17 protein-coding genes and 4 pseudogenes are annotated in these 23,141 nt (G+C 64.0%); 12 read left to right on the forward strand and 9 right to left on the reverse strand.

The features are described 5' to 3' along the window. The 8 genes and pseudogenes from E9536_RS40620 to hutC all read left to right on the forward strand — a co-directional run. A pseudogene (locus E9536_RS40620) lies at positions 1-206 on the forward strand (DoxX family protein); the annotation flags it as partial. A gap of 85 nt (positions 207-291) precedes the next feature. After that, positions 292-563, forward strand: a pseudogene (locus E9536_RS42495) (glyoxalase); the annotation flags it as partial. Between the two features lie 541 nt (positions 564-1,104). Then, positions 1,105-1,965 (forward strand): transporter substrate-binding domain-containing protein, encoded by an 861-nt coding sequence (locus tag E9536_RS40625; RefSeq protein WP_027792648.1) that lies wholly within the window; start codon positions 1,105-1,107, stop codon positions 1,963-1,965. A 92-nt stretch (positions 1,966-2,057) separates the two neighbouring features. Next, positions 2,058-2,780 (forward strand): ABC transporter permease subunit, encoded by a 723-nt coding sequence (locus E9536_RS40630; RefSeq protein ID WP_021158294.1) that lies wholly within the window; start codon positions 2,058-2,060, stop codon positions 2,778-2,780. A gap of 12 nt (positions 2,781-2,792) precedes the next feature. Further along, on the forward strand, positions 2,793-3,539 hold the full coding sequence (locus E9536_RS40635) for an ABC transporter permease subunit (protein ID WP_124815179.1): 747 nt from the start codon (positions 2,793-2,795) through the stop codon (positions 3,537-3,539). Positions 3,540-3,566: 27 nt separating this feature from the next. Next, positions 3,567-4,358 (forward strand): ATP-binding cassette domain-containing protein, encoded by a 792-nt coding sequence (locus E9536_RS40640; RefSeq protein WP_021158296.1) that lies wholly within the window; start codon positions 3,567-3,569, stop codon positions 4,356-4,358. 7 nt (positions 4,359-4,365) lie between these two features. Then, a complete protein-coding gene (gene hutH, locus E9536_RS40645) occupies positions 4,366-5,859 on the forward strand; it encodes a histidine ammonia-lyase (protein ID WP_134319627.1) in 1,494 nt (497 codons plus the stop codon). Between the two features lie 63 nt (positions 5,860-5,922). Further along, on the forward strand, positions 5,923-6,678 hold the full coding sequence (gene hutC, locus E9536_RS40650) for a histidine utilization repressor (protein WP_027792652.1): 756 nt from the start codon (positions 5,923-5,925) through the stop codon (positions 6,676-6,678). Positions 6,679-6,839: 161 nt separating this feature from the next. On the opposite strand, the gene E9536_RS40655 is transcribed toward hutC, so the two are convergent. From E9536_RS40655 to E9536_RS40675, 5 genes and pseudogenes are all read right to left on the reverse strand, one after another. Then, positions 6,840-7,586, reverse strand: a complete 747-nt coding sequence (locus tag E9536_RS40655) for a glucose 1-dehydrogenase (protein WP_136473239.1) — start codon at positions 7,584-7,586, stop codon at positions 6,840-6,842. 159 nt (positions 7,587-7,745) lie between these two features. After that, positions 7,746-8,387, reverse strand: a complete 642-nt coding sequence (locus E9536_RS40660; RefSeq protein ID WP_136473241.1) for an HD domain-containing protein — start codon at positions 8,385-8,387, stop codon at positions 7,746-7,748. A gap of 66 nt (positions 8,388-8,453) precedes the next feature. Continuing rightward, positions 8,454-9,922 (reverse strand): annotated as a pseudogene (locus tag E9536_RS40665) (catalase). 357 nt (positions 9,923-10,279) lie between these two features. Next, positions 10,280-11,212 carry an AraC family transcriptional regulator gene (locus E9536_RS40670; RefSeq protein WP_124547165.1) on the reverse strand — a complete coding sequence of 311 codons (933 nt, stop codon included), beginning with the start codon at positions 11,210-11,212 and terminating at the stop codon, positions 10,280-10,282. 236 nt (positions 11,213-11,448) lie between these two features. Then, positions 11,449-12,915 carry an efflux transporter outer membrane subunit gene (locus tag E9536_RS40675; protein ID WP_136473243.1) on the reverse strand — a complete coding sequence of 489 codons (1,467 nt, stop codon included), beginning with the start codon at positions 12,913-12,915 and terminating at the stop codon, positions 11,449-11,451. 96 nt (positions 12,916-13,011) lie between these two features. Here E9536_RS40675 and E9536_RS40680 point away from each other — a divergent pair, with 96 nt between their 5' ends. The 4 genes from E9536_RS40680 (at position 13,012) to E9536_RS40695 (ending at position 18,703) form a co-directional block, all read left to right on the forward strand. After that, positions 13,012-13,629 carry a TetR/AcrR family transcriptional regulator gene (locus tag E9536_RS40680; protein WP_021156923.1) on the forward strand — a complete coding sequence of 206 codons (618 nt, stop codon included), beginning with the start codon at positions 13,012-13,014 and terminating at the stop codon, positions 13,627-13,629. Positions 13,630-13,705: 76 nt separating this feature from the next. Beyond that, positions 13,706-14,827 (forward strand): efflux RND transporter periplasmic adaptor subunit, encoded by a 1,122-nt coding sequence (locus tag E9536_RS40685; RefSeq protein ID WP_136473245.1) that lies wholly within the window; start codon positions 13,706-13,708, stop codon positions 14,825-14,827. Further along, the gene (locus E9536_RS40690) at positions 14,824-17,922 is read left to right on the forward strand and encodes an efflux RND transporter permease subunit (RefSeq protein WP_136473247.1); all 3,099 of its coding nucleotides are present in this window, start codon (positions 14,824-14,826) and stop codon (positions 17,920-17,922) included. The genes E9536_RS40685 and E9536_RS40690 overlap by 4 nt, the downstream gene beginning before the upstream one ends. Positions 17,923-17,971: 49 nt before the next feature. Beyond that, the gene (locus E9536_RS40695) at positions 17,972-18,703 is read left to right on the forward strand and encodes an IS6 family transposase (RefSeq protein WP_136473249.1); all 732 of its coding nucleotides are present in this window, start codon (positions 17,972-17,974) and stop codon (positions 18,701-18,703) included. Positions 18,704-18,754: 51 nt separating this feature from the next. Here E9536_RS40695 and E9536_RS40700 read toward each other — a convergent pair. From E9536_RS40700 to E9536_RS40715, 4 genes and pseudogenes are all read right to left on the reverse strand, one after another. Next, a pseudogene (locus E9536_RS40700) lies at positions 18,755-19,876 on the reverse strand (DUF4158 domain-containing protein); the annotation flags it as partial. Positions 19,877-20,096: 220 nt separating this feature from the next. Next, the gene (locus tag E9536_RS40705) at positions 20,097-21,080 is read right to left on the reverse strand and encodes an HEXXH motif-containing putative peptide modification protein (protein WP_136473251.1); all 984 of its coding nucleotides are present in this window, start codon (positions 21,078-21,080) and stop codon (positions 20,097-20,099) included. Continuing rightward, entirely contained in the window at positions 21,077-22,381 is a 1,305-nt protein-coding gene (locus E9536_RS40710; RefSeq protein ID WP_059666151.1) for an MFS transporter, read from the reverse strand. Before E9536_RS40710 ends, E9536_RS40705 begins: the two co-directional genes overlap by 4 nt. A gap of 4 nt (positions 22,382-22,385) precedes the next feature. After that, positions 22,386-22,763 (reverse strand): carboxymuconolactone decarboxylase family protein, encoded by a 378-nt coding sequence (locus tag E9536_RS40715; protein ID WP_059666150.1) that lies wholly within the window; start codon positions 22,761-22,763, stop codon positions 22,386-22,388. Positions 22,764-23,141: the final 378 nt, after the last annotated feature.

Below are 23,141 nucleotides of genomic sequence, written 5' to 3' on the forward strand. Positions count from 1 at the left end.
TCGTGTTTCGCCGCTTCACGTGGCTCGGCGCCGGCAGCCTCGGCATGCTGACGCTCGTCGCGATGGCGGTGGCGAACGACTTCTGGAACCAGACGGGCGCCGCGCGTTTCATGGCGCTCAACAGCTTCTTCGAGCATCTCGGGCTGATCGCCGCGCTCGTCCTCGTCACGATGCTCGGCGACGTGCGAAGCGGGGAAGGGGACTGACGAAGCTGATCGTCTGCTGTCCGTACGATTGCAGCAGGAAGGAGCGGCGATCACGAAGCACGTTCGCTCGACATGCCCGGCGCCGATGGTGGCGGGCGGTTTCCGTGCCGCACGCACGGCGTTCGTGGCGTGGCCGAAATCCGTCGCCATACCGGCGCCGCCGCTCGCGGTCGGGCCGCATGACGACACGGCGCACGTGCACGCAACGTCCGCCCGAGAAATTCGACCGTTTCACCGACAGCTTCGTCGCCACGTACGGCGGCAGCAAGTCGAAGCAGGGGCGTGTTCCAGATAACGCCGAAGTATGGTCAGACCATTTCCCGGCTCGTCTTCACGCCGTGCCGCGCGATTTCGGTACTTGCCAATATGCGGGAAACGTCGTGCATCCGGCACTGACGTCAGCAACGGGGCACGCCCCCACCCGAACACCGGCCCATCGGCCGCACTGATCCCATTGCAGGCTGCGCAAGCGGCCACCATCCAGGTCTGCCTTCCTGATGACCGACAGCGCAAGCGGCGCCACGGTTCATCGATCCCGGCCAAACCCGCGCCCGAAACAATCGATCGAGCATGAACCGGCGTTCCGGTCAGCGCCCCGATTTGCGCGAGGTCGAGTTGACCGCCGCCGCATGTCGCGCGGCAAGCGTCGAGTGATCGAATTCAAAATTTGTCTAGTCATCCTGGCGATTTGTCCATTCATCCTGCACCAAATCCGTGCCGGAATTCCCCGCAAAGAGGCGCGTCAGAGCCCCGTATTTAGGGGATTTCCCGCGTTTACGCGGTTTTTTTTGATCAACGCTTGTCCGGCCGTTTTTCTTCTTGCATGCTTGTATAGACAAATTCCTGAGGCGTCTTGCAGACCGAAGGGATGACGAACTTCAACGCAAGGAGAAATCTCGTGAACGGCAAGCGCATCAAGTGGGCAATCAGGACGATCGGCGCGATCGCGGCGGCTGCGGCAACCCTCGCCGCGCCGGTGCAGGCAAAGGAATGGAAGACGGTGACGGTGGCGCTCGAAGGCGGCTACGCGCCGTGGAACCTCACGCTGCCGGGCGGCAAGCTCGGCGGCTTCGAACCGGAGCTGCTCGCCAACGTGTGCGAGCGGATCAAGGTCCAGTGCAACATGGTCGCGCAGGACTGGGACGGGATGATTCCGGGCCTGCAGGCCGGCAAGTTCGACATCCTGATGGATGCGATCTCGATCACGCCGGAGCGCGAGAAGATCCTGCTGTTCTCGCGTCCGTATGCGGCCACGCCCGCGACGTTCGCCGTCACCGATACGAAGATCCTGCCGAAGGCCGCGCCCGGCGCGCCGATCGTCAAGCTGACCGGCGACGCGAATGCGGACAAGGCAACCGTCGATGCGCTGCGCAAGCAGTTGAAGGGCAAGACGATCGGCATCCAGTCGGGCACCGTCTATACGAAGTTCATCAACGACGGCTTCAAGGACATCGCGTCGATCCGCGTATACAAGACGTCGCCCGAGCGCGATCTCGACCTCGTCGCCGGTCGCATCGACGCATCGTTCGACGACGTCACGTACTACGCGGCGAACACCGGGAAGAAGGAGAACGCGTCGATCGTGCTCGCGGGCCCGAAGCTCGGCGGCCCGATCTGGGGGCCGGGCGAGGGCCTCGCGTTCCGCAAGCAGGATGCCGACCTGAAGACGAAGTTCGACGCGGCGATCGGCGCGGCACTCGCGGACGGCACCGTGAAGAAACTCGCCGACAAGTGGTTCAAGACCGACGTCACGCCGTAAGCACACGCGCGGCCGCCGCTGCATGAGCGACCCGACGGTCGCGCAGCGGCGCGCATCCTGCCGATCCACTCAACGCTTGCCGGGAGGCACGCATGGCCATCCTTGAAATGCTGGGCTTCGGAACCGAAGGCTGGGGCGGCGTCCTGCTGCTCGCGGCGCTGATGACGATCGCGCTGACGCTCGCCGCGCTCGCGGTCGGTGCCGTGATCGGCGCCGGCATCGCAGCCGCGAAACTGTCACGCCACCGCAGCGCGCGCGTGCTCGGCGACCTCTACACGACGGTGTTTCGCGGCGTGCCCGAACTGCTCGTGATCTACCTGTTCTATTTCGGCGGCTCGACGCTCGTCACGACCGTCGGCCAGTGGTTCGGCGCGGAAGGTTTCATCGGCGTGCCGCCGTTCGTGATCGGCGCGCTGGCGGTCGGAATGATCTCGGGCGCGTACCAGGCCGAGGTGTATCGCGCGGCCGTGCTGGCCGTGTCGAAGGGCGAGCTCGAAGCGGCGCGCTCGATCGGCATGCCGCGAAGCATGGTGCTGCGCCGCATCCTGATTCCGCAGGTGCTGCGTTTCGCGCTGCCCGGCATCGGCAACGTGTGGCAACTGAGCCTCAAGGATTCGGCGCTGATCTCGGTCACCGGGCTCGCCGAGCTGCTGCGCACCAGCCAGATCGCCGCGAACTCGACGCACCAGTATTTCGTGTTCTTCGTCGCGGGCGGGGCGCTCTATCTCGTGATGACGGGCCTGTCGAACCGCGTGTTCAACCGGGCGGAAGCGATTGTCGGCCGCTCGTTCCGCCGCAATTTCGCACGCAACTGACGGAGCGATCGCATGTCCATCGATTTCGACTTTCTCCTCGACACGCTGCGCCAGCTGCTCGCGGCCGTGCCGACCACGCTCGGCCTGTTCTTCGCATCGCTCGTGCTCGGCGGCCTGCTGTCGCTCGTGATCGTCACGATGCGCGTGTCGCCGCACTGGCTGCCGAACCGCTTCGCGCGTGCGTACATCCTCGTGTTTCGCGGCTCGCCGCTGCTGATCCAGATGTTCCTCGTGTACTACGGGCTCGGCCAGTTCGGCGTGATCCGCGAGAGCTTCATGTGGCCGCTGCTGCGCGAACCGTATGTGTGCGCGGTGCTGTCCCTCGCGCTGTGCACGGCCGGCTATACGGCCGAAATCCTGCGCGGCGGCTTGATGGCCGTGCCGGTCGGGCAGATCGAGGCCGGTTATTCGATCGGCCTGTCGGGCTTCGCGCTGCTGCGTCGCGTGATCGGCCCGATCGCGCTGCGCCAGTGCCTGCCCGCGTATTCGACCGAAGCCGTGCTGCTCGTCAAGTCGACCGCGCTGGCGAGCCTCGTCACCGTGTGGGAAGTGACGGGCGTCGCGCAGCAGATCATTCAACAGACCTACCGGACGACCGAGGTGTTCGTGTGCGCGGCCCTCATCTACCTGGGCCTGAACTTCATTGTCGTGCGCGTGCTCGGCGCGCTCGAATGGCGGCTGTCGGGCCACCTGCGCGCGCCGAAGCAGACCGGCGCGCCGGCCGCGGCCGCGCGCGACACCCGGCGCGTCGCGTCCTGAGCGCATCCATCCTTCCAGGAGAATCCGATGAACACCGCTGCTCCCGTTGCCCTGTCGGTCAGGAACATCCACAAGTCGTTCGGCGATCACCACGTGCTGAAGGGCATTTCGCTCGACGCGCACGAAGGCGACGTGATCTCGATCCTCGGCGCGAGCGGCTCGGGCAAGAGCACGTTCCTGCGCTGCCTGAACCTGCTCGAAACGCCCGACGACGGCACTGTCGCGCTCGCCGGCGAGGAACTGAAGATGAAGCGCGCGCGCGACGGCAAGCTGCAGCCGGGCGACCGGCGCCAGGTCGACCGGATCCGCTCGCAACTCGGGATGGTGTTCCAGAACTTCAACCTGTGGTCGCACATGACGGTGCTCGACAACCTCGTCGAAGGCCCGCTGCGCGTGCAGAAGCGCAGTCGCGCCGAAGCAGTCGAGGAAGCGGAGGCGCTCCTCGCACGCGTCGGCCTCGCGGACAAGCGCGGCTACTATCCGGCGCACCTGTCGGGCGGCCAGCAGCAGCGCGTCGCGATCGCCCGTGCGCTCGCGATGCATCCGAAGGTGATGCTGTTCGACGAACCGACGTCGGCGCTCGATCCGGAACTGGTCGGCGAGGTGCTGCGCGTGATGCGTTCGCTCGCCGAGGAAGGGCGCACGATGCTGGTCGTCACGCACGAAATGGGTTTCGCACGCCACGTGTCGAATCGCGTGATGTTCCTGCATCAGGGCGAGGTCGACTCGGACGGCACGCCCGGCGACCTGTTCGGCGGCCAGTGCTCGGAGCGCTTCCGGCAGTTCGTGTCGAGCCATCACGACCGCGCCGCGAACTGAGGCCATCATGACCGTATTCCGTTCGGCAAGGCCGCTCGACTGGCGGCAGATCGCGGAGGTGGCCGCCGGCGAACCGCTGGCGCTCACGGACGAAGCGCGCGGGCGCGTCGCCGCGGCACGCGAGCTCGTCGATGAAATCGTCGCGCGCGGCATCCGCGCGTACGGCGTCAACACCGGCGTCGGCGCGCTGTGCAACGTGATCGTGTCGCCGGCGCAGCAGAGCACGCTGTCGCGCAACATCCTGATGAGCCACGCGGTCGGCGTCGGCGCGCCGCTCGGCGCGGCGGAAACGCGCGCGATCATCGCAGCGGCGATCAACAATTACGCGCACGGGCATTCCGGCGTGCGCGCCGATGTTGTCGACCAGCTCGTCGCGCTGCTCGAACACGATTGCCTGCCGGAGGTGCCGGCGCACGGGTCGGTCGGGTATCTGACGCATATGGCGCACGTCGCGCTCGTCTGCATCGGTCACGGCCATGCGCGCCATCGCGGCGAGCGGATGCGCGGCGACGAAGCGTTGCGCCGCATCGGCCGCGAGCCGCTGGTGCTCGGTGCGAAGGAGGGGCTGAGCCTCGTCAACGGCACGCCGTGCGTGACGGGGCTGGCCGCGCTCGCGCTCGCCCGCGCGGAGCGGCTGCTCGACTGGGCCGACTGGGTCGCGGCGATGAGCTTCGAGAACCTCGGCGGACAGCTGGCCTCCTTCGATCCGGCATCGCTCGCGCTACGCGTTTCGCCCGGCATCGGGCAGGTCGGCGCGCGGCTGCGCGCGCTGCTCGCCGACAGCGGGATGCTCGGCGCGGCGAGCGGCCGGCATACGCAGGATCCGCTCAGCCTGCGCACGATTCCGCATGTGCACGGCGCGGCGCGCGACGTGTTCGCCGTGACGGCGGAAGTGGTCGATCGCGAACTGGCGTCCGTCACCGACAACCCGATCGTCGCCGGCACGCGCGACGAACCGGCCGTCCATTCGCAGGCGCATGCGGTCGGCGCCGGCATTGCGCTCGCGATGGACAGCCTCGCGGCGGCGATGGCCCAGGTCGCGGCGATCGCCGAACGGCGTCTCGACCGTCTCGTCAATCCGCTCGTCAGCGGGCTGCCGGCGTTTCTCGCGACGCCGGGCGGCACGTGCTCCGGCTTCATGATCGCGCAGTACACGGCAGTCGCCCTCGTCGCGCAGAACCAGCGGCTCGCGGCGCCCGCGAGCCTCGACGGCGGCATCACGTCGGGGCTGCAGGAAGATCACCTGTGCCATGCGACGCCGGCGGCGCTGAAGGCGCTCGACATCATCGAGAACACGACGCGCGTGCTCGCGATCGAAATGCTGGCGGCCGCGCAGGCGTACGATCTGCAGGCGAACGGCGCGGCGCGGGCCGCGCCCACCGATACGTTGTGGCGCCACGTGCGCGAACGCGTGCCCGCGTACCAGGACGACCGGCCGCTCGCTGACGACATCGCGATCGCGACCGGCATCGTCGCGGGGATGCCGCCGCCGGTGCTGTGACGTCGGGTGACGGGGGCGGTGGCAGGTTATCTGGACATCTAATAATCATTCGGGCGAGGGCGCATGAACCATACGGAACGACACCTTTCCGCCGGGCTGGCGGTCGCGTCGGGCGACGACGTGCCGGCGCGCGCGCTGCCGGCCTACCAGCAGATCAAGCGCTACGTCGTCGAGCGGATCGCGAAAGGCGACTGGAAACCCGGCGGGGCGATTCCGACCGAAGCCGAACTGGTCAAGGAGTTCGGCGTCGCGCGGATGACGGTGTCGCGTGCGCTGCGCGAGCTGACCGCCGAGCGCGTGCTGACCCGCATCCAGGGCGCGGGCACGTTCGTCGAACGGCGGCATTACGAATCGACGGTGCTGGAGATCCGCAACATCGCGGACGAGATCGCGGAGCGCGGCCATCGGCATAGCGGACGCGTGCTGCTGCTCGAAAGCAGCGACGATACGGAGGCGATCGAAGCGCTCGGGCTGCGCTCGGGGCCGGTGTTTCATTCGCGTATCGTGCATTACGAGGACGACGAGCCGATCCAGTTCGAGGATCGCTACGTGAACCCGGCGCTGTTTCCCGCGTATCTGGAACAGGACTTCACGGTCGAGACGCCGAATCACTATATGGTGCGGCTCGCGCCGATCCAGCGTGCGGAGTTCCGGATCTATGCGCAGAAGCCCGATGCGCAGGTGCGCCGGCATCTGGTGATGGAAATCGGCGAGCCGTGCTTGCTGCTCCGGCGGCGGACCTGGGTCGGTGAACAGGTCGCGACGTCGGTGCGGTTGTGGCATCCGGCGTCGCGGTTTCATTTGGCGGGGAGGGTGTAGGGGGCGGCCGGGGTTAGCCGGAAAGTGTGCCGGTTACCAAACCGTATCGTTGGCAGACTCACGCGGCAACCCGCTGAACCGCGGGCGATCCGGAACGACCGTCACCTTTCTGTTTGTCGATGTCGAGGCCGACGGTACGCCCGCGGTTTCGCGAACCTGCGTCAGCGCATGCCGCCACTGGCGACGATGTGCTCGCCCGTCAGCCACTTTGCGTCGTCGGAAGCGAGGAAAACCGCAATCGATGCGACGTCGTCCGGTCTGCCCACGCGCCCGAGTGGCGTCTGGCTGACCGCCGAATGCTCGAACTCCGATCCGATCACCCCGGCGCTTTGCGCGCCTTCGGTCACGATCACGCCCGGATTGATCGTGTTCACGCGAATTCCTCGTGGCCCGAGTTCACGTGCGAGTGCGCCAGTGATGGAATCCACCGCGCCTTTCGTGCCGCTGTAGACGGCGGTCGTCGCCGGTGTGAGCGTCGAGACGACCGAGCTGACATTGATGATGCTGGCGCCTTCGCCGAGGTGCTGGACGGCGGCCTGTGTCGTGAGCAGGACCCCGAGCACGTTGATGTCGAACTGCCTGCGGTATTGCGCTTCCGTGAATGCTTCGATCGGCGCGAACTCGTAGACGCCCGAGTTGTTGACGAGGATGTCGAGGCGGCCGTACGTTTCGATCGCCGCATCGATGATGCCTTTCGCGTCGGCCGCCTTCGACACGTCGCCGCCCACGGCAACGGCTTTCCCACCGGCCGTGGTGACGGCGGACACGACGTCGTCCGCGCCGGCCTTGCTGCTTGCGTAGTTCACGACGACCGACGCACCCTCTGCCGCGAGCGCCTTGGCGATGGCGGCGCCGATACCCTTCGACGCACCGGTCACAACGACCACTTTCCCTGCAAGCTTGCCCATGATGTTCACCTCAGTGTGAATGATTCCGTTGATGGACACCGGCCTGCCGTCTCGCACGATGCGATCGCCGGTGTTTTCTGCCTATGCGGACCTGCATGCGGTCGCGATCGGTTGGCGCGGCGCGACTGGCCGGGCATCGATACGCGGGACACGGCATCGTCAACCCGGCCATGCCGAATTGCGGATGACGGAACAGAAGTTGCCCCGATGAAAATGAGGCTCCTTGTCGGCGATCACGTCGGCTTTCACGTTGCCGAACGTGGTCTCCGGTTTGTGCTTGATGCCGTTGTAGAACGCCTGAATGATCTCTTCCTTGAAGTGCGGCGGGCGCGGATGCGCATGCGTGACGGCTTCGCGTTCCTCGTGCGAGAACGCGTGGTACGAAAGTCCGAGCACATCCATCTCGACCCCGGCGGTCACCAGTGCGACAACCGGGTGCATATGGCGCGGAATGCCGGGCGTGGTATGCAGCGCAATGGCCGTCCAGACGAGATCGATGTCGGCCGCGGTGATGCCCCGGCCCGAGAGAAACTCGCGGGCCGCATTGGCTCCGTCGACTTCAAAGCGTTCGGTGGCGCTGCTGTACGCACCGGTGAGGCCGACGTCATGGAACATCGCTCCCGCGTACAACAGTTCCGGATCGAATTTAAGGCCGCGGCGCGCGCCCTCCAGGGCGCCGAACAAATAGACGCGGCTCGAATGATGAAAGAGCAGCGGGGTGGACGTGTCGCGCACGAACTCGGTAATTTCCCGCGCAAGCTGACTGTCGGGCACGGCGACATCCTGAATGACCTGCGACATGACGGTTCTCCATCGAAATGTGAGCGGACGCTGGCGTCGTGGCGGACGCCGCACGCGATTGGCCGGCTACTTCGTGGCAGTCGTTGCCCCGATTCTTGCCAGCGCCTCGCGAACGCCCGCGCCGTACTCGGAGTCGGCCTTCGCGCAATTGAGGATGTGGCGCTCCTGGATATGCGCGTGGACGGAGGCCATCTGGCGAGCGGTGTTGTCGAACAGCAGGTGTTGTTGCGCCTGGCTCATCAGGCGAAACAGATTCCCGGGCTGCGCGAAGTGATCAACGTCCACGCGGTGGTCCCAATGTGCGGCGTCGCCTTCGATCCGCAGCGGCGGCTCGTGAAGATCGGGCCGCACTTCCCACTCGCCGGAACTGTTCGGGTAGTAGGACGGTGTGCCGCCGAGGTTGTCGTCGGTGCGCATGGCGCCATCGCGGTGGTAGCTGTGGAAGGGGCACTTCGGCGCATTGACGGGAATGTGATTGAAGTTCACGCCAGCCGATAACGTTGCGTGTCGCCATAAGAGAACAGCCGCGCCTGCAGCATCTTGTCCGGCGAAAAGCCGATGCCGGGCACGACGTTCGCGGGCGAAAACGCCGCCTGCTCGACCTCGGCGAAGTAGTTGCCCGGGTTGCGGTTCAATTCGAGCACGCCTGCCTCGATCAACGGGAAATCGCTTTTCGGCCATACCTTGGTCAGGTCGAACGGGTTGAACGGCAGTGCCCTGGCCTCGTCGTCGTTCATCACCTGAATGAAGAGGGTCCAGCGCGGGAAGTCGCCGCGTTCGATGCTTTCGTAAAGGTCGCGGCCATGCGTTTCGCGATCCTTGCCCACGAGCTGTTCGGCTTCGCCGTCGGTCAGATTCGCGATGCCTTGCTGCGTACGGAAGTGGAATTTCACCCACGTCCGCCGATTGTCGGCATCGACGAGGCTGAACGTATGGCTGCCGAATCCATGCATGTGCCGATAGCTGCGCGGTATGCCCCTGTCGCTCATGACGATCGTGACCTGGTGAAGCGCTTCCGGCAGGAGCGTCCAGAAGTCCCAGTTGCTGTTTGCGCTGCGCAGTCCCGTGCGCGGGTCGCGCTTGATCGCGTGGTTGAGATCGGGAAAACGCAGCGGGTCACGGAAAAAGAACACGGGCGTGTTGTTGCCCACGATGTCCCAGTTCCCTTCTTCCGTATAGAACTTCACTGCGAAGCCGCGGATGTCGCGCTCGGCATCCGCGGCGCCGCGCTCGCCGGCGACGGTCGAAAAGCGCATGAATACCGGCGTTGCCTTGCCGATTTCCGAAAAGAGTTTCGCCTTGGTGTAGCGCGTGATGTCGTGCGTCACCGTGAATACGCCGTGCGCGCCCGATCCTTTGGCGTGCATGCGTCGTTCGGGAATGACCTCGCGGTCGAAGTGCGCGAGTTTCTCGATCAGCCAGATATCCTGCAGCAGCGCGGGACCGCGCGGGCCGGCCGTTTCGATGTTCAGATTGTCGGCAACGGGTGCACCCGTTGCGTGATCCAGACGCGTAGACGTATCGCGATTCTTCATGCGTCGACTCCAGGAGGGTTGGGCGGACCGGCGCAGCGCCATGCCGTTTCGGGGCAGGCTGCCGCGCGAGGCTTGACGGGCAAATCAACGTGCTATCTCGGCAGGTGCGCCGAAATGAAACGGCCGGACCGCGATGGCCACCCGTTCAACGAGTGACGAGCCACGGAGGCATCGACGAGTCGATGTGAGAGAAGCGTACCTGCGGGGTGGCCACGCGATCTTGTATAAAACAACGATTCGTTGGACGATTCGCGGGCGACCGTCGCATACCGGGGGGCAGTGGCTGAATTTGGATCAGGAGGCGGCGGATCGAGCTGACACACATGCGCCGCCCGTGACGTTTGCACCTGTCCGGTGCTATCGGTTCCGCTGCGCCCAGTCTTTCGGCCCGCATCCCTCGAGACGCGAGAACACGCGCGAAAAATGACTCTGGTCGAAAAATCCGCAGTCCGATGCGATGCTGGCCAGGCTCGCATCGGTTGCCCGCAACAGCGATTTCGCGCGCTCGATACGGCGCTTGAGCAGCCACTGATGGGGCGTGCTTCCGGTGGTCTGCTTGAAGGCTTCGCCGAAGTAGCTGGTGGAGAGATTGCACTCGCGTGCGAGATCGGCGATCGACGGATTGTCGTGCAGGTGGGACGCGAAATAATCCTCGATGCGCCGCATCTGCCAAGGAGCGAGTCCGGAGCGGCGTGGCCGGAGCACCGGATCGGCTCGGCCATAGCGGGTGACGACGTGTTCGCAAAACGCCAGCGCGAGGTAATCGATGAACAACGCACTCGTCAGGTCGGGCTGCTGCAGGACCGTCTGCAGCGTATGCGACAGACTGAACAGCACCGGGTCGCTGGCGCCGAGATGCGGCTGCACGAGTCCTCCTATGCGCCGGCGCCGCTTTTGATCGGTGAACTCCTCGATCGCACCCTGGGCCAGATAGAGCCGCATGGTATCGAACGGCATGTCGAGACGGCGCGTCGGGCTCGCGCGCAGGTCGAGCAGATAACAGCTGCCGGGGCTGCTCGATGCGGAAGCATCGAGGTTGCCGCTTGAATAACGGAGGCCGGGATCGGGGCCGAGTATCAGCGGCATCTGGAAGACGAAGGCTTCCTCCGGTTGCGGCGTGAGCGAGCGCCCCGGTTGAGGCCGCGGATTGATCAACCGGGTGAACGAGATCGGTTGCCCGTGGGAGAAAACGCCGGCCCGTACGGTGGGCGCATCTCGCAGGAGAAACCGTCTGGCGAGCGTGTCGTCTGCAACGGGTTGCCCGAAATCGACAGGATCCTTGTCGTTCATTCATCGCGCCCTGGAGTGCGCCCGTTCGGGCGTGGTGTGCCTTTACCCGACGGCGTGTTCAAACGAAATCTGGCCCAATTTAGCGCAATTCGATGACGGCCGCGCGATGGGTGTCGTGACGCGCGAGACGCTGTCCGATTGCGGGCGCGACGCGCACTGCAATGGCGCGGTTCGCACTCGCGCGAACCAGGAAAGTGCGCGGGTTTCGTTGCACGCGCCAATGCTGGGCGGCTTCGTCAGCGTGAAGTCAGCGACGTCTGCCCGACGTGCGATGCCGGATCCCAGCCGCCGCCGAGTGCCTTGAACGTCGAGATCGCCGCACGTGCGGATTCCGTTTGCGCTTGCGCACGCGCGTCGGCGGCCTGGAGCAGCGTCTCGTTGGCGTGCAATACGTCGATGAAACTCGCCGCACCGCTGCGGTACGCGGTCATCGACGCATCCTTGGCGCGGGAAAACGACGACTCGGCATGCGACAGCGTGGCCGCCTGCGCCTGTCGGTTCACCAATGACGAGAGCGAGTTTTCGACGTCCTCGGACGCGCGGAGCGCGGCCTGCCGATAGGCCGCTAGCGCTTGCGCGTCGGCGCCTTTCGCCGCTTCGACATCGGCGCCGATGCGCACGAAATCGAACAGGCGCCAGCGCAGCCCGACGAGGCCGGCCGCCTGGTTGGCGCCGCCCGAGAACAACGTGCCGGTGGCAGCGGAGGTCGCGCTGCCGAGGAAGGCGTTCAGCGAGACCGTCGGGTAGTACTCGCCGATCGCGGCGCCAATGCGCGCATTGGCCGCAGCGAGGTGACGTTCGGCGGCGATCAGGTCGGGACGTCTTTGCAGCAGATCGGCCGGCGTGCCCATTTCCGCGAGCGACGGCGCAACGGGAATCAGGGACGGCGGGCTCAGCTCCGCGCGGTGCGTGCCGGGAGGGGAGCCGAGCATCACGTCGAGGGCGTTCGACGCTGCATCGAGCGCCGCGAGCAGGACGGGCACGCCGGCCTGAACCTGGTCGAGCGCACCCTGCGCCTGCTGAACCTGATAGTCGGCCGCCGCGCCTTTCGAATACAGGAGTTTCACGTCCGAGAGCAGCGCCTGCTGCGTCTGCACCTGCCGGGTCGCGATGTCCAGACGGGCCTGGAGCCCCCGGATCGTGACGTAGATGTCCGCGGTCTGGGCCGCGACGGCAAGGCGGGTGGCGACTGCCGCCGCCTGCGTCGCCGAGTAATCGGCGAGCGCGGCTTCACGCTGACGGCGCAGACCGCCAAAGATGTCGATCTCCCAACCGGCCTCCAGGTTGGTTTCGTACTCGGTGCCCCAGCGCGAGTAACCCGGCGTGGCATTGAGCAATTGTCCCAGCGGCGTGTCGACGGACTGATAGGCACGCGCCGCCGACGCAGAGACCGAGGCCGACGGAAGAAGCGCCGCGTTGGCCGTGCCGAGGCGCGCACGCGCCTGAGTAATTTGCGCAACGGCCTGGGCCAGGTCCAGGTTCTGCGCCAGCGCCAACGAAACGTAACGCGTGAGCAGCGGGTCGTTAAAGCTTTCCCACCACGCGGACAGATCGGCAACCGGAGCCTTTGCCGTGCCGGCGGGCGGCTGGGTCATGTAGTGCTGCGCCAGCGGCGCATCCGGGCGGTGGTAGTCGGGACCCACGGCGCACGCCGAGAGGGCGGCGACGCTGGTCAGGAGAACAAGTGAACGGTGCAGGGGCATGATCATTTCGGGAGCGCAACGGTGAGCGGATATTGTGACCAATATACAATATGGTCACACGTTGTCAACTCGCGAGTGAGGGGCTAAGCTTGAGACATGAACAAACCGACTCCCTCCGCCTCCCCGTCCCGCGGCCCCTCGGACCACGAAGTTCGCGCCCAGATCGTCGACGCCGCAACGGAATACTTCAGCCGCTACGGCTACGAAAAGACCACCGTTTCCGACCTCGCGAAGGAAATCGGGTTTTCAAAAGCCTATATCTACAAATTCTTCGATTCCAAACAGGCGATCGGTCAAGTCATCTGCGCGAATCGCCTCGCCGCGATGATCACCGCCGTCAGGGAAAACATCGACGGCGTACACAGTGCGACGGAAAAATTTCGCCGTATGTTCAAGACCTTGCTTTCATCCGGAAGCGAGCTCTTCTTCCAGGATCGCAAGCTTTACGACATCGCCGCCGTGTCGGCCGCATCACCCTGGCCATCGGTCCAGGGTTATGAGGACCAGATCCGGCAACTCGTCGCCGAGATCCTGCGGCTCGGGCGCGAAACCGGCGAATTCGAACGCAAGACCCCGCAGGACGAGGCGGTGAACGCGATCTTCCTGGTGATGAAGCCCTATTTCAATCCGCTGCTGCTCCAGTACAACCTCGAGGGTGCGGAAGAGGCGACGACCCAACTTGCGAACCTGGTACTCAGAAGTCTCGCTCCATGAATCTTGTTGTGACTGTTGACTGAATTGGTCACCGGTATCAGAATGAGGGCTCCTGTTCTTTGCGAGAGGGGACCTCATGTTCCGGCGCCATCATTTTGTCTACACATTGGGCGTGGCTTCGCTTGCGCTCGCGGCATGCGGCGAGCATCCGGCCGCTGATCCGCGTACCGAGGCGCCACTTGTGCGTACGAGCGCCGTTCACGGCGCGGCGGGGGCGAACCGGTCGTTTTCGGGTGTCGTGGGCGCCCGCGTTCAGAGCGATCTCGGTTTCCGGGTTCAGGGCAAGGTCATCGAGCGGCTGGTCGACGCGGGCCAGACGGTCAAGCGCGGCCAGCCGCTGATGCGCATCGATCCGATCGATCTGGGGCTGCAGGCCCGAGCACAGCAGAAGCTCGTGGATGCCGCGCAGGCGCGCGCGACGCAGACGGCCGCTGACGAGGCGCGCTATCGGGATCTCGTCGCGGCAGGCGCGGTTTCGGCATCGACCTATGACCAGCTCAAGGCGGCCGCGGACTCCGCCAAGGCTCAGCTCGTCGCGGCGCAGGCGCAGGCCGTGCTCGCCAACAATGCGTCCGGCTACGCCGTCGTCATGGCGGACGCCGACGGCGTGGTGGTCGAGACGCTGGCGGAGCCCGGCCAGGTCGTCGCGCCGGGACAAATCGTCGTGCGGCTCGCGCATGCCGGCCCCCGCGAAGCCGTCGTCCAGCTTCCCGAGACGCTGCGTCCCGCATCCGGCTCGATTGCCGAGGCGACGCTGTACGGCGCGGCCCAGAAGCCTGTTCCCGCCGTCCTGCGCCAGCTCTCCGACTCCGCCGATCGGCTGACACGGACCTACGAGGCGCGGTACGTCCTCCAGGGCGCGCTGTCGAATGCGCCGCTCGGCGCGACCGTGACGCTCGATCTCGCCGGCGATGCCGGCCACGCACCCGCCGGTATGGTGGTCCCGGTCGGCGCCGTGTTCGATCCGGGCACGGGCACCGGGGTCTGGACGGTCGACCGGGCCCAGTCGCGCGTGACCTGGCGCAAGGTGCGTGTCACCGCATTGAGCGACGACAGTGCGACGGTAACGGGCGACCTTCGCGACGGCGACCAGGTCGTCGCGCTCGGTGCCCAGTTGTTGCACGACGGAGAGCAGGTGCGTCTCGCCAACGACAAGATGATCGCGGCATCCGTCTCCGCGCAAGGAGCGGCGCAATGAGCGGCTTCAACTTGTCGGCGCTCGCGGTGCGGGAGCGCTCGGTCACGCTGTTTCTGATCATCCTGATCTCGATCGCCGGCGTGGTTGCCTTCCTGAAACTGGGGCGGGCCGAAGATCCGCCCTTTACCGTCAAGTCGATGACGGTCATCACGGCATGGCCCGGCGCGACCGCGCAGGAAATGCAGGACCAGGTGGCCGAGCCGCTCGAAAAGCGCATGCAGGAACTGCGCTGGTACGACCGGACGGAGACCTATACGCGTCCGGGGTTGGCCTTCACCACGGTGACCTTGCTCGACAGTACGCCGCCCGCGGACGTGCCCGAGGAGTTCTATCAGGCGCGCAAGAAGCTGCATGACGAAGCGGGCAACCTGCCGCCCGGCGTGATCGGCCCGCTCGTCAACGATGAGTACTCCGACGTAACGTTCGCGCTGTTCGCGCTCAAGGCAAAAGGCGAGCCGCAACGAGTGCTGGTGCGCGACGCCGAGGGATTGCGCCAGCGGCTTCTTCATGTGCCGGGCGTCAAGAAGGTGAACATCATCGGCGAGCAGGCGGAACGGATCTATGTCTCGTTTTCGCACGACCGGCTCGCGACACTCGGCGTGACGCCCCAGGAGATCTTTGCCGCGTTGAACAACCAGAACGTTCTGACGCCGGCCGGTTCGATCGATACGGCGGGCGCGCAGGTCTTCATTCGTGTCGAAGGCGCGTTCGACAAGCTGCAGACCATTCGTGACACGCCGATCGTCGTTCAGGGCCGCACGTTGAAGCTCTCCGACGTGGCGACCGTCGAACGCGGGTACGAAGACCCGGCCACGTTCCAGATTCGCAACAACGGCGAACCGGCGTTGCTGCTCGGCGTCGTGATGCGGGACGGCTGGAACGGGCTCAACCTCGGCAACGCGCTCGACGCGGAGGTCGCATCGATCAATGCCGGGATGCCGCTGGGCATGAGCCTCACGAAGGTGACCGACCAGGCCGTCAATATCCATTCGGCCGTCGACGAATTCATGGTCAAGTTCTTCGTCGCGCTGCTCGTGGTGATGGTCGTGAGCTTCGCGAGCATGGGATGGCGCGTCGGCATCGTCGTGTCGGCGGCGGTGCCGCTGACGCTCGCGGGGGTCTTCGTCGTGATGGCCGCCACGGGCAAGAGCTTCGACCGCATCACGCTCGGTTCGCTGATTCTCGCGCTGGGCCTGCTCGTCGACGACGCGATCATCGCCATCGAAATGATGGTCGTGAAAATGGAGGAGGGCTACAACCGCGTCCAGGCGTCGGCTTACGCGTGGAGCCATACGGCCGCGCCGATGCTGTCGGGCACGCTGGTCACGGCGGTCGGCTTCATGCCGAACGGCTTCGCGCGCTCGACGGCCGGCGAATACACGAGCAACATGTTCTGGATCGTCGGCATCGCGCTGATCACGTCGTGGGTCGTGGCCGTCGTCTTCACACCGTACCTCGGCGTCAAGCTGTTACCCGACATTGCCGTGATCGAAGGCGGCCACGAAGCGATCTACAACACGCGGAACTACCAGCGCTTTCGCCGTTTCCTCGGGCGCGTGATCGGCCGCAAGTGGATGGTCGCCGGGATCGTGGTGGCATCGTTCGTGGTTGCCGTGATGGGCATGGGACTGGTGAAGAAGCAGTTCTTCCCGACGTCCGATCGCCCGGAAGTGCTCGTCGAAGTGCAGATGCCCTATGGGACTTCGATCGAGCAGACCGCGTCGGCAACGGAAAAAGTCGAGGCGTGGCTCGCGAAGCAGCCGGAAGCGCAGATCGTGACCTCGTACATCGGGCAGGGTGCGCCGCGCTTCTATCTGGCCATGTCTCCGGAGTTGCCGGATTCGTCCTTCTCGAAGATCGTGATCCGCACGAGCGATGAGCACCAGCGGGAAGCGCTCAAATTCCGTCTGCGCAAGGTCGTCGCCGAAGGATTGGTGCCCGGGGCGCAGGTTCGCGTCACGCAGCTGGTGTTCGGCCCTTACTCGCCTTACCCCGTTGCGTTCAGGGTCATGGGCCCGGACGCGGGGACGTTGCGCACCATCGCCGCGCAGGTCGAGCGGACCATGAAGGCCAGCCCGATGATGCGAACGGTGAACGCCGACTGGGGGCCGCGTGTTCCCACCGTGCATTTCACGCTCGATCAAAATCGTCTCGGGTCGTTCGGGCTGACGTCCAGCTCGGTCGCGCAGCAACTGCAATTCCTGCTGACCGGAATTCCCGTCACGCACGTGCGCGAGGACATTCGTTCGGTGGAGCTGGTCGCGCGTTCGGCGGGAGACACCCGGCTCGACCCGCAACGGATCGAGGAATTCACGCTGATCGGTAACGCAGGGCAGCGGGTGCCGCTCTCGCAGGTCGGCAAGGTCGACATCCGCATGGAGGATCCGATCCTGCGCCGTCGCGATCGAACGCCGACGATTACCGTGCGTGGCGATATCGCCGAAGGATTGCAACCGCCCGACGTGTCGACCGCGATGCTCGCGCAATTGCAGCCCATCATCGCGAAGCTGCCGGGCGGCTACCGGATCGAGGAGGCCGGCTCCATCGAGGAGGCCAACAAGGCGACCAATGCGCTCGCGCCGCTGTTCCCGATCATGATTGCGCTGACGCTGCTCATCATCATTTTCCAGACGCGCTCGATTGCCGCGACCATGATGGTGTTCGCGACCAGTCCGCTGGGTTTGATCGGCGTGGTGCCGACACTCCTGCTGTTCAATCAGCCCTTCGGCATCAACGCATTGGTGGGGCTCATTGCGCTCTCCGGCATCCTGATGCGCAACACGCTGATCCTGATCGGCCAGATCGAAGAGAACACGCGTGCGGGCATGGCGCCGTTCGATGCGGTAGTGGAGGCCACCCTGCAGCGCTCGAGGCCCGTGATCCTGACTGCGGTTGCCGCGATGCTTGCGTTCATTCCGCTGACCCATTCCGTGTTCTGGGGCACGCTGGCTTATACGCTGATCGGAGGAACTTTCGCAGGAACGATACTGACGTTGGTGTTTCTGCCAGCTATGTACTCGATCTGGTTCAAGATCCGGCCCGGGGCAGAGGAAAGCCACTCTGCGCTCGAACCCAGCGCCAGCGTGACTTCGTAGACATGTGGGCTTTGTCACGTTACGGAGGGTGATCGCGTAGGATGCCGGAATGACGAATCCCAAATCGCTTTACCACGGCCATCGTTTCCCAGCTGCGATCATCAGCCTGGCAGTCCGATGGTACTTCCGGTTCCAGCTCAGTCTGCGCAACATTGAGGAACTGCTGTTCGAACGCGGTGTCATCGTCAGCCACGAAACCATCCGTCGCTGGTGCGACAAATTCGGTGCAGTCTTCGCGGGCTGCGCGAAGACTGTACGACGCAAGACCGGCAGCACCTGGCACCTCGACGAGATGTTCGTGACTCTGCGCGGCGAGCCTTATGTGCTGTGGCGCGCCGTCGACGAGCATGGTGCCGAACTCGACATCCTGCTGCAGAAGCGGCGTGATAAAGCTGCCGCCAAACGTTTCTTCCAGCGAGTGCTGCATTCCTTTCCGGCGCCGCGAAAGATCGTTACCGATCAGCTGCGCAGTTATCCTGCTGCGAAGGCGGAGTTACCGGAACTGGCGAACGTGAAGCACGTGTTCGTGAAGGCCTGTGCGCGCGTGAACAACCGTGTTGAGAACAGCCATCAACCCACCCGCGAACGCGAGCGACGCATGCGAGGGTTTCGCGACCCGAAGCGAACTCAGGCCTTCCTCGCGAGCTTCGGACCGATCCGTCAGCATTTCGCCTTGAAGCGACATCTACTGCGCGCCTCTCTTTATCGCAAACACCTTGCCGCACGTTTCTCGACGTGGCATGAATTCACCGAAGTCCCCCCCATTCCGTCTGCAGCATGACGCAGCGGGTCACTCTTACGCTCGCTCCGTACTTACTCGGCTAACTTGACAAAGCCGTTGCGCGCGCACCAGGCTCGCGCGACTCGGACCGCTTTGCGCGAGCGTCGTGTCAGCCAGTTGCACGAGGCGTTCGATCAGCGCGTCGTGCGCCAGGGTGACGTCGGTCGCGAGCGCCTTGACCGCCGTCGCGAAATCGCGTAGCTGCGCTTTCAGGTCGGGCCGCTTCGCGTCGACCTTGCTGCCCGCTTCGTTGACCATCTTGCGTTGCCAGCGGGCAAGCATCCACAGCAACTGATCGGTGGCGACGCAGAGCGCATAACGCATGAAACACGCAGCCTCCAGTCGGCGAATCGGCTGTCGGACGCGCTTGCTGACGGACGGCGGGCGGTTGGCGCAGCGTCGCGCGTAGTGCCGCACCACGGCCTCGTTGCATTCGGCCGGCCAATCGCGATGCACGCCGAGCTTAGTCAGGCGCTCAATCTTGCGAAACAACTCGCCCATCTGATTCGTCGAGTTCCGCAGCGGCACGGACCAGAGCCACTGCTGCAGGCTGGCGCCGCCCGATTCCGGCCGCGGCAACAGCATGCCCCACTGATCAAGGGCAGCGGCGCCGAACGCAGCCTCGAGCCGGTGAGTTAGCGCCGTTTCGACGTCCTGCACCGCCTGCACGATTAGGTGTCGCAGCGCACGGTCGTGGACAATCAGGACCCGATGCTCGTACAGCCACTGCTTGAGATCAAACAGCGCGGTGCTGCGATCCTGTCGGCCCGACAGCCGCTCCTTGAGCCAGCGAATGACGTAGCGTCGCTGGTGCTCGGCCATGGGTTGAAATCCGAGCGCCTCGTAGGTGAGCTTCTGGTGGTCGGCTAGCGTGTCAGTACGGTCGTCGTACAGCGCGCGCAACGTCCCCAAGTCGGGCGGGTCGATGCCGAGTTGCCCACCCAAGTGCTGCCACAGCCGTTTTGGAATTTGTTTGTAAGCGTCGAGCGTGCGGCCGGTCATCCGCACGAAGCCCAAGTGCAGCGCGACCGCCAAGCGGTAGAGGTGCGAACGGCGGCCGTCGATCAAGGTGCGCTCGCGGGCGGAGAACGTAAAGAAGGTATTGAGCTCGAATTCGGTCAGCTCATGCGGGAAGTGTCGCATGCCGAGATACGCCAGCCGCCAGTGGTCCATCGCTCGCACTCCCGCACGAAAAACGGACTATGCAGCGTAGCGGGAAAAAATCCGTGAAGCAATCGGGCGCACGAAAGACAAAGAGTATTTGGGCACTTCGGCAATTGCCGATGTCTTACAAAAACGTCATGCACCAGGACGTGCACTCGAACCGCGACTGTGCTTCGTGGTTGAGCGCGAGCCGTGTGATAGCGATTTACGCTTTGGCACGCAGCCTCAATCAGCAGGACGCCAGCGATTTCGCACAATCCCGCCCCTCATGGATCAATTCCCGCGCGACGTTGGACAAAACGCCATAACGCTCGATCGTCGAGAAGCCGGCATCGAGTCGGGCATGGTACAGCCCGAGCATCTCCTTGATCGTGACCCGATCGACATCAGATAGCGCCGCACGCTCAAGAATGCGCGTAAACGCAACCAGCAGGCGTTGGATGACAAACGTCGCGTGATAGATCGCAAGCATGTCGCGGGCATCCCGACGCAGCGGAGACGCATACTTTATTTCCGGGCTGTTTTGAACGAGTTCCTCGCGCAAATTGATGCCATATAGGTAGGTGTGCGCCGCCTCATGAACCAGCTTGTCGAGCAGGAAGATCCAACTCAGGTCGATCTCCCCGTTCACGAGAATCATCGATTGAAGCTTATCACCCGTTAGCGATAACGCACGCTCGCTAGTCGCACCCGCCGATTCAAAAAAGACGATCGAGCCGACGAGGATCTCGATCTCCGCGGCGAGTTCCGCATACGCGGCTTCAAGCACCCGAACGCCGTGTGTCATAGCCGCTTCCGCGAGTTGCTCCTTTTCCCGGGGCAGCGGCCGTAAGACAATCTCCGTATAGGATGTGCCACCCGAGATTTCGTCCAGCACCTCGCGTAGCAACTTGCAATCGATGCGCGATGCCGGCGTGAATCGAGGCAGCGTCTCGTATCGGTCGCGCGCGATGACCGTGAGCAGGCGCGACGCTTCCGGCAGCTTGTTCTGCTCCGCCAAGCGGATCACATAGTGGTAGGCGAAGCTGTGAAATCCATTGAATCCGGCGGGCTGCAAGGTTGCGAAGTGCGCGTGGACGCTGTCGGGAAACAGCGCCGGCGCATGTGCCGCGAGTTGTTCGAGCAGATCCTCATACGCGGACTTCAGTTGGGATTTGAACCCCGTTGACAGCGACGAAGCCACACTTGCCACCGGAAGAAACGGATAGGTCATGACAGTGATTGAAGGTCGAACAGTTCTCGGTTAGTCTGGAGATAGTGAGGCAAGCCACTATCTCCGGAATTGAGCATGAGCCTCAACGGCCTGGAAAAGACGATACAAAGGAGTGCAAGCACGAAAAGTTCGCTGCCGTAGATGATGACGGCGTCGGGCGACAGTGTCTTGAGGGCCACGCCCGATATCCAGATGCCCAAAGGAGCGGCGGCCGTGCAAAGAAACATCAGGCTCGATTCCATGCCGGTGCGATGCCCTTCCGGAATCGCCATCGCTCGTTTCGAATTGACTGTGACGTTGAACGTCGTCAACCCGACACCCAATGCGAAACCCAGCACGCACCAAGTGAGGAGATGGTGCGTGCAACCGAACGCAAAGATGGAGGCGCCGATCATTCCGATGCCGACGCTCGAAACTGCATGATCGGAAGCGATGCGCCGGGCTTGCTGGATCAGCAGGGCAGAAGCCCCCAATACGCCCGCGCCCAACGACAGCTCGATGCTGGCCACGTTCAGCATGGTGCCGCCCTCCGCGAGAACCTTGGCTGGCAACAGGAAGAATATGAACGGGACGAACAGCATGTTGGCGAGCAGCGACGCTGTCGCGATCGCCCGCTCGGCTCGAATACCGAGTACCCGTTGCATCCCGTGGCGCAGGTCCCGGAAAAACGACGGTGCTGGCCCGGCGCGCGTTCGCACCGATTGCACCGCACTGAACGACATGTGGAAGGCGAGCGAGGCCACGACGCCGAGACAACTGCTCGCGGCACTCAGCCAAAGCGCGGACTCGCCGCCAAATGCCCCGATCATGAAGCCCGCCAACGTCGGGCCGAACAGGATGTTCAGGATGAAACCCGACGCCTTCAGGCGCAAACCTCTGCGAACCTCGTCGGCATCGGGCGAAATCTCGGGTATCAGCGGTGTGCTCAGCGGCATCAGGGCCGCCACGGCGACGCTCGAGGTCACGCTTGCGATGACGATAACGACAACAAGCCAATTCGAGTGGGTGACGTGAAGCGTACGTGCAACGACGACGACCGGTATCACCGATGCAAGTGCGAGCAGCGACGCGCACAGCAACACGGTGCTCTTGCGGATTCGCTCGGCGACAACGCCGACAAATGGAAGGAATAGCAAGGTCGTCGCCCACGTCGCGATTAGCGTCAGCGTGAGTGCCGACGGGCTTGCGATGTCCTTCAGCAAAAGCCAGGTGGCATAGAATTGCAGGATGCGCGACGAAACCGTCACGGCTGCGTCGGCTAACACATAAGTCACGATCAGCTGCCATCGGGTCGAGTGCATCACGCTATTCGCTCTTCTGAAACTCGTCGGCAACGGATTTGAAAATGGCTGCCGCGTTGAACGCCCGTGCGTTCCCGGCAAAAACTTGCACCTGAATAAATACCTCGCGAATTTGTTCGATCGGTATGCCGAGGTGCAGGGCAGCGCCAAGTTGAAAACGCAATTGATTCTCGCAGCCGCCCATGGCGCTGATTACCCCGAGCGTGACGAGGTGCCGTGTCTTCAGATCAATGCCGGGTCGGCGATACGCGTATCCATAAATGTCAGAAGCCAGTTTATCGACGAGATCGGGAAATACCGGCCGCACGGTCTCGTTGGCCAGCCGGACGCCGTCTGGATTGAACATCTGAAGCAGGTCGCCGTTCTGTTCGATGGGATTCATCGGTCGCCTCTGTCCGATATGGCGGATCCCGGGATCCGCCATTGACAATTCACTACGCTGCTGTCACTTCAGGGCAGCGGTAATTGCGTGGACGATTTTGCTTTGTGCACCTTTCATGACCATCTTGTTTTCGATCTTCATCTGAAGCTCCACGTATTAAAAATTAAAGCAATCCGAAAGAAACGTTCGGGCTCGATGCAGTTCGTTACGAACCGCAGGGCAATACTTGCAGGTAAACAAATTTAGGTAAAGCAAAAAAATATTAGATGCATTGCCGAGAATTTGATGGATTCAATTCGCGTCTCTTAGCCAAGAGCGATCTTTGGGCTAGCAATCATCATCCAATTGATTATAAAGAATATTTTTTAGGGGGGGGGG

It is taken from the genome of Burkholderia sp. LS-044 (assembly GCF_004803625.1).
GTDB classification, from domain to species: domain Bacteria; phylum Pseudomonadota; class Gammaproteobacteria; order Burkholderiales; family Burkholderiaceae; genus Burkholderia; species Burkholderia cepacia.

Excerpts from the sequence above, each read along its gene's own strand:
- E9536_RS40635 (WP_124815179.1), top strand. The coding sequence starts at position 2,793 with ATGTCCATCGATTTCGACTTTCTCCTCGACACGCTGCGCCAGCTGCTC.
- E9536_RS40680 (WP_021156923.1), top strand. The coding sequence starts at position 13,012 with ATGAACAAACCGACTCCCTCCGCCTCCCCGTCCCGCGGCCCCTCGGAC.
- E9536_RS40660 (WP_136473241.1), bottom strand. The coding sequence starts at position 8,387 with ATGTCGCAGGTCATTCAGGATGTCGCCGTGCCCGACAGTCAGCTTGCG.
- E9536_RS40710 (WP_059666151.1), bottom strand. The coding sequence starts at position 22,381 with ATGCACTCGACCCGATGGCAGCTGATCGTGACTTATGTGTTAGCCGAC.
- E9536_RS40685 (WP_136473245.1), top strand. The coding sequence starts at position 13,706 with ATGTTCCGGCGCCATCATTTTGTCTACACATTGGGCGTGGCTTCGCTT.
- E9536_RS40695 (WP_136473249.1), top strand. The coding sequence starts at position 17,972 with ATGACGAATCCCAAATCGCTTTACCACGGCCATCGTTTCCCAGCTGCG.
- E9536_RS40630 (WP_021158294.1), top strand. The coding sequence starts at position 2,058 with ATGGCCATCCTTGAAATGCTGGGCTTCGGAACCGAAGGCTGGGGCGGC.
- hutH (WP_134319627.1), top strand. The coding sequence starts at position 4,366 with ATGACCGTATTCCGTTCGGCAAGGCCGCTCGACTGGCGGCAGATCGCG.
- E9536_RS40715 (WP_059666150.1), bottom strand. The coding sequence starts at position 22,763 with ATGAATCCCATCGAACAGAACGGCGACCTGCTTCAGATGTTCAATCCA.
- E9536_RS40670 (WP_124547165.1), bottom strand. The coding sequence starts at position 11,212 with ATGAACGACAAGGATCCTGTCGATTTCGGGCAACCCGTTGCAGACGAC.
- E9536_RS40675 (WP_136473243.1), bottom strand. The coding sequence starts at position 12,915 with ATGCCCCTGCACCGTTCACTTGTTCTCCTGACCAGCGTCGCCGCCCTC.
- E9536_RS40655 (WP_136473239.1), bottom strand. The coding sequence starts at position 7,586 with ATGGGCAAGCTTGCAGGGAAAGTGGTCGTTGTGACCGGTGCGTCGAAG.
- E9536_RS40705 (WP_136473251.1), bottom strand. The coding sequence starts at position 21,080 with ATGACCTATCCGTTTCTTCCGGTGGCAAGTGTGGCTTCGTCGCTGTCA.
- E9536_RS40640 (WP_021158296.1), top strand. The coding sequence starts at position 3,567 with ATGAACACCGCTGCTCCCGTTGCCCTGTCGGTCAGGAACATCCACAAG.
- hutC (WP_027792652.1), top strand. The coding sequence starts at position 5,923 with ATGAACCATACGGAACGACACCTTTCCGCCGGGCTGGCGGTCGCGTCG.
- E9536_RS40690 (WP_136473247.1), top strand. The coding sequence starts at position 14,824 with ATGAGCGGCTTCAACTTGTCGGCGCTCGCGGTGCGGGAGCGCTCGGTC.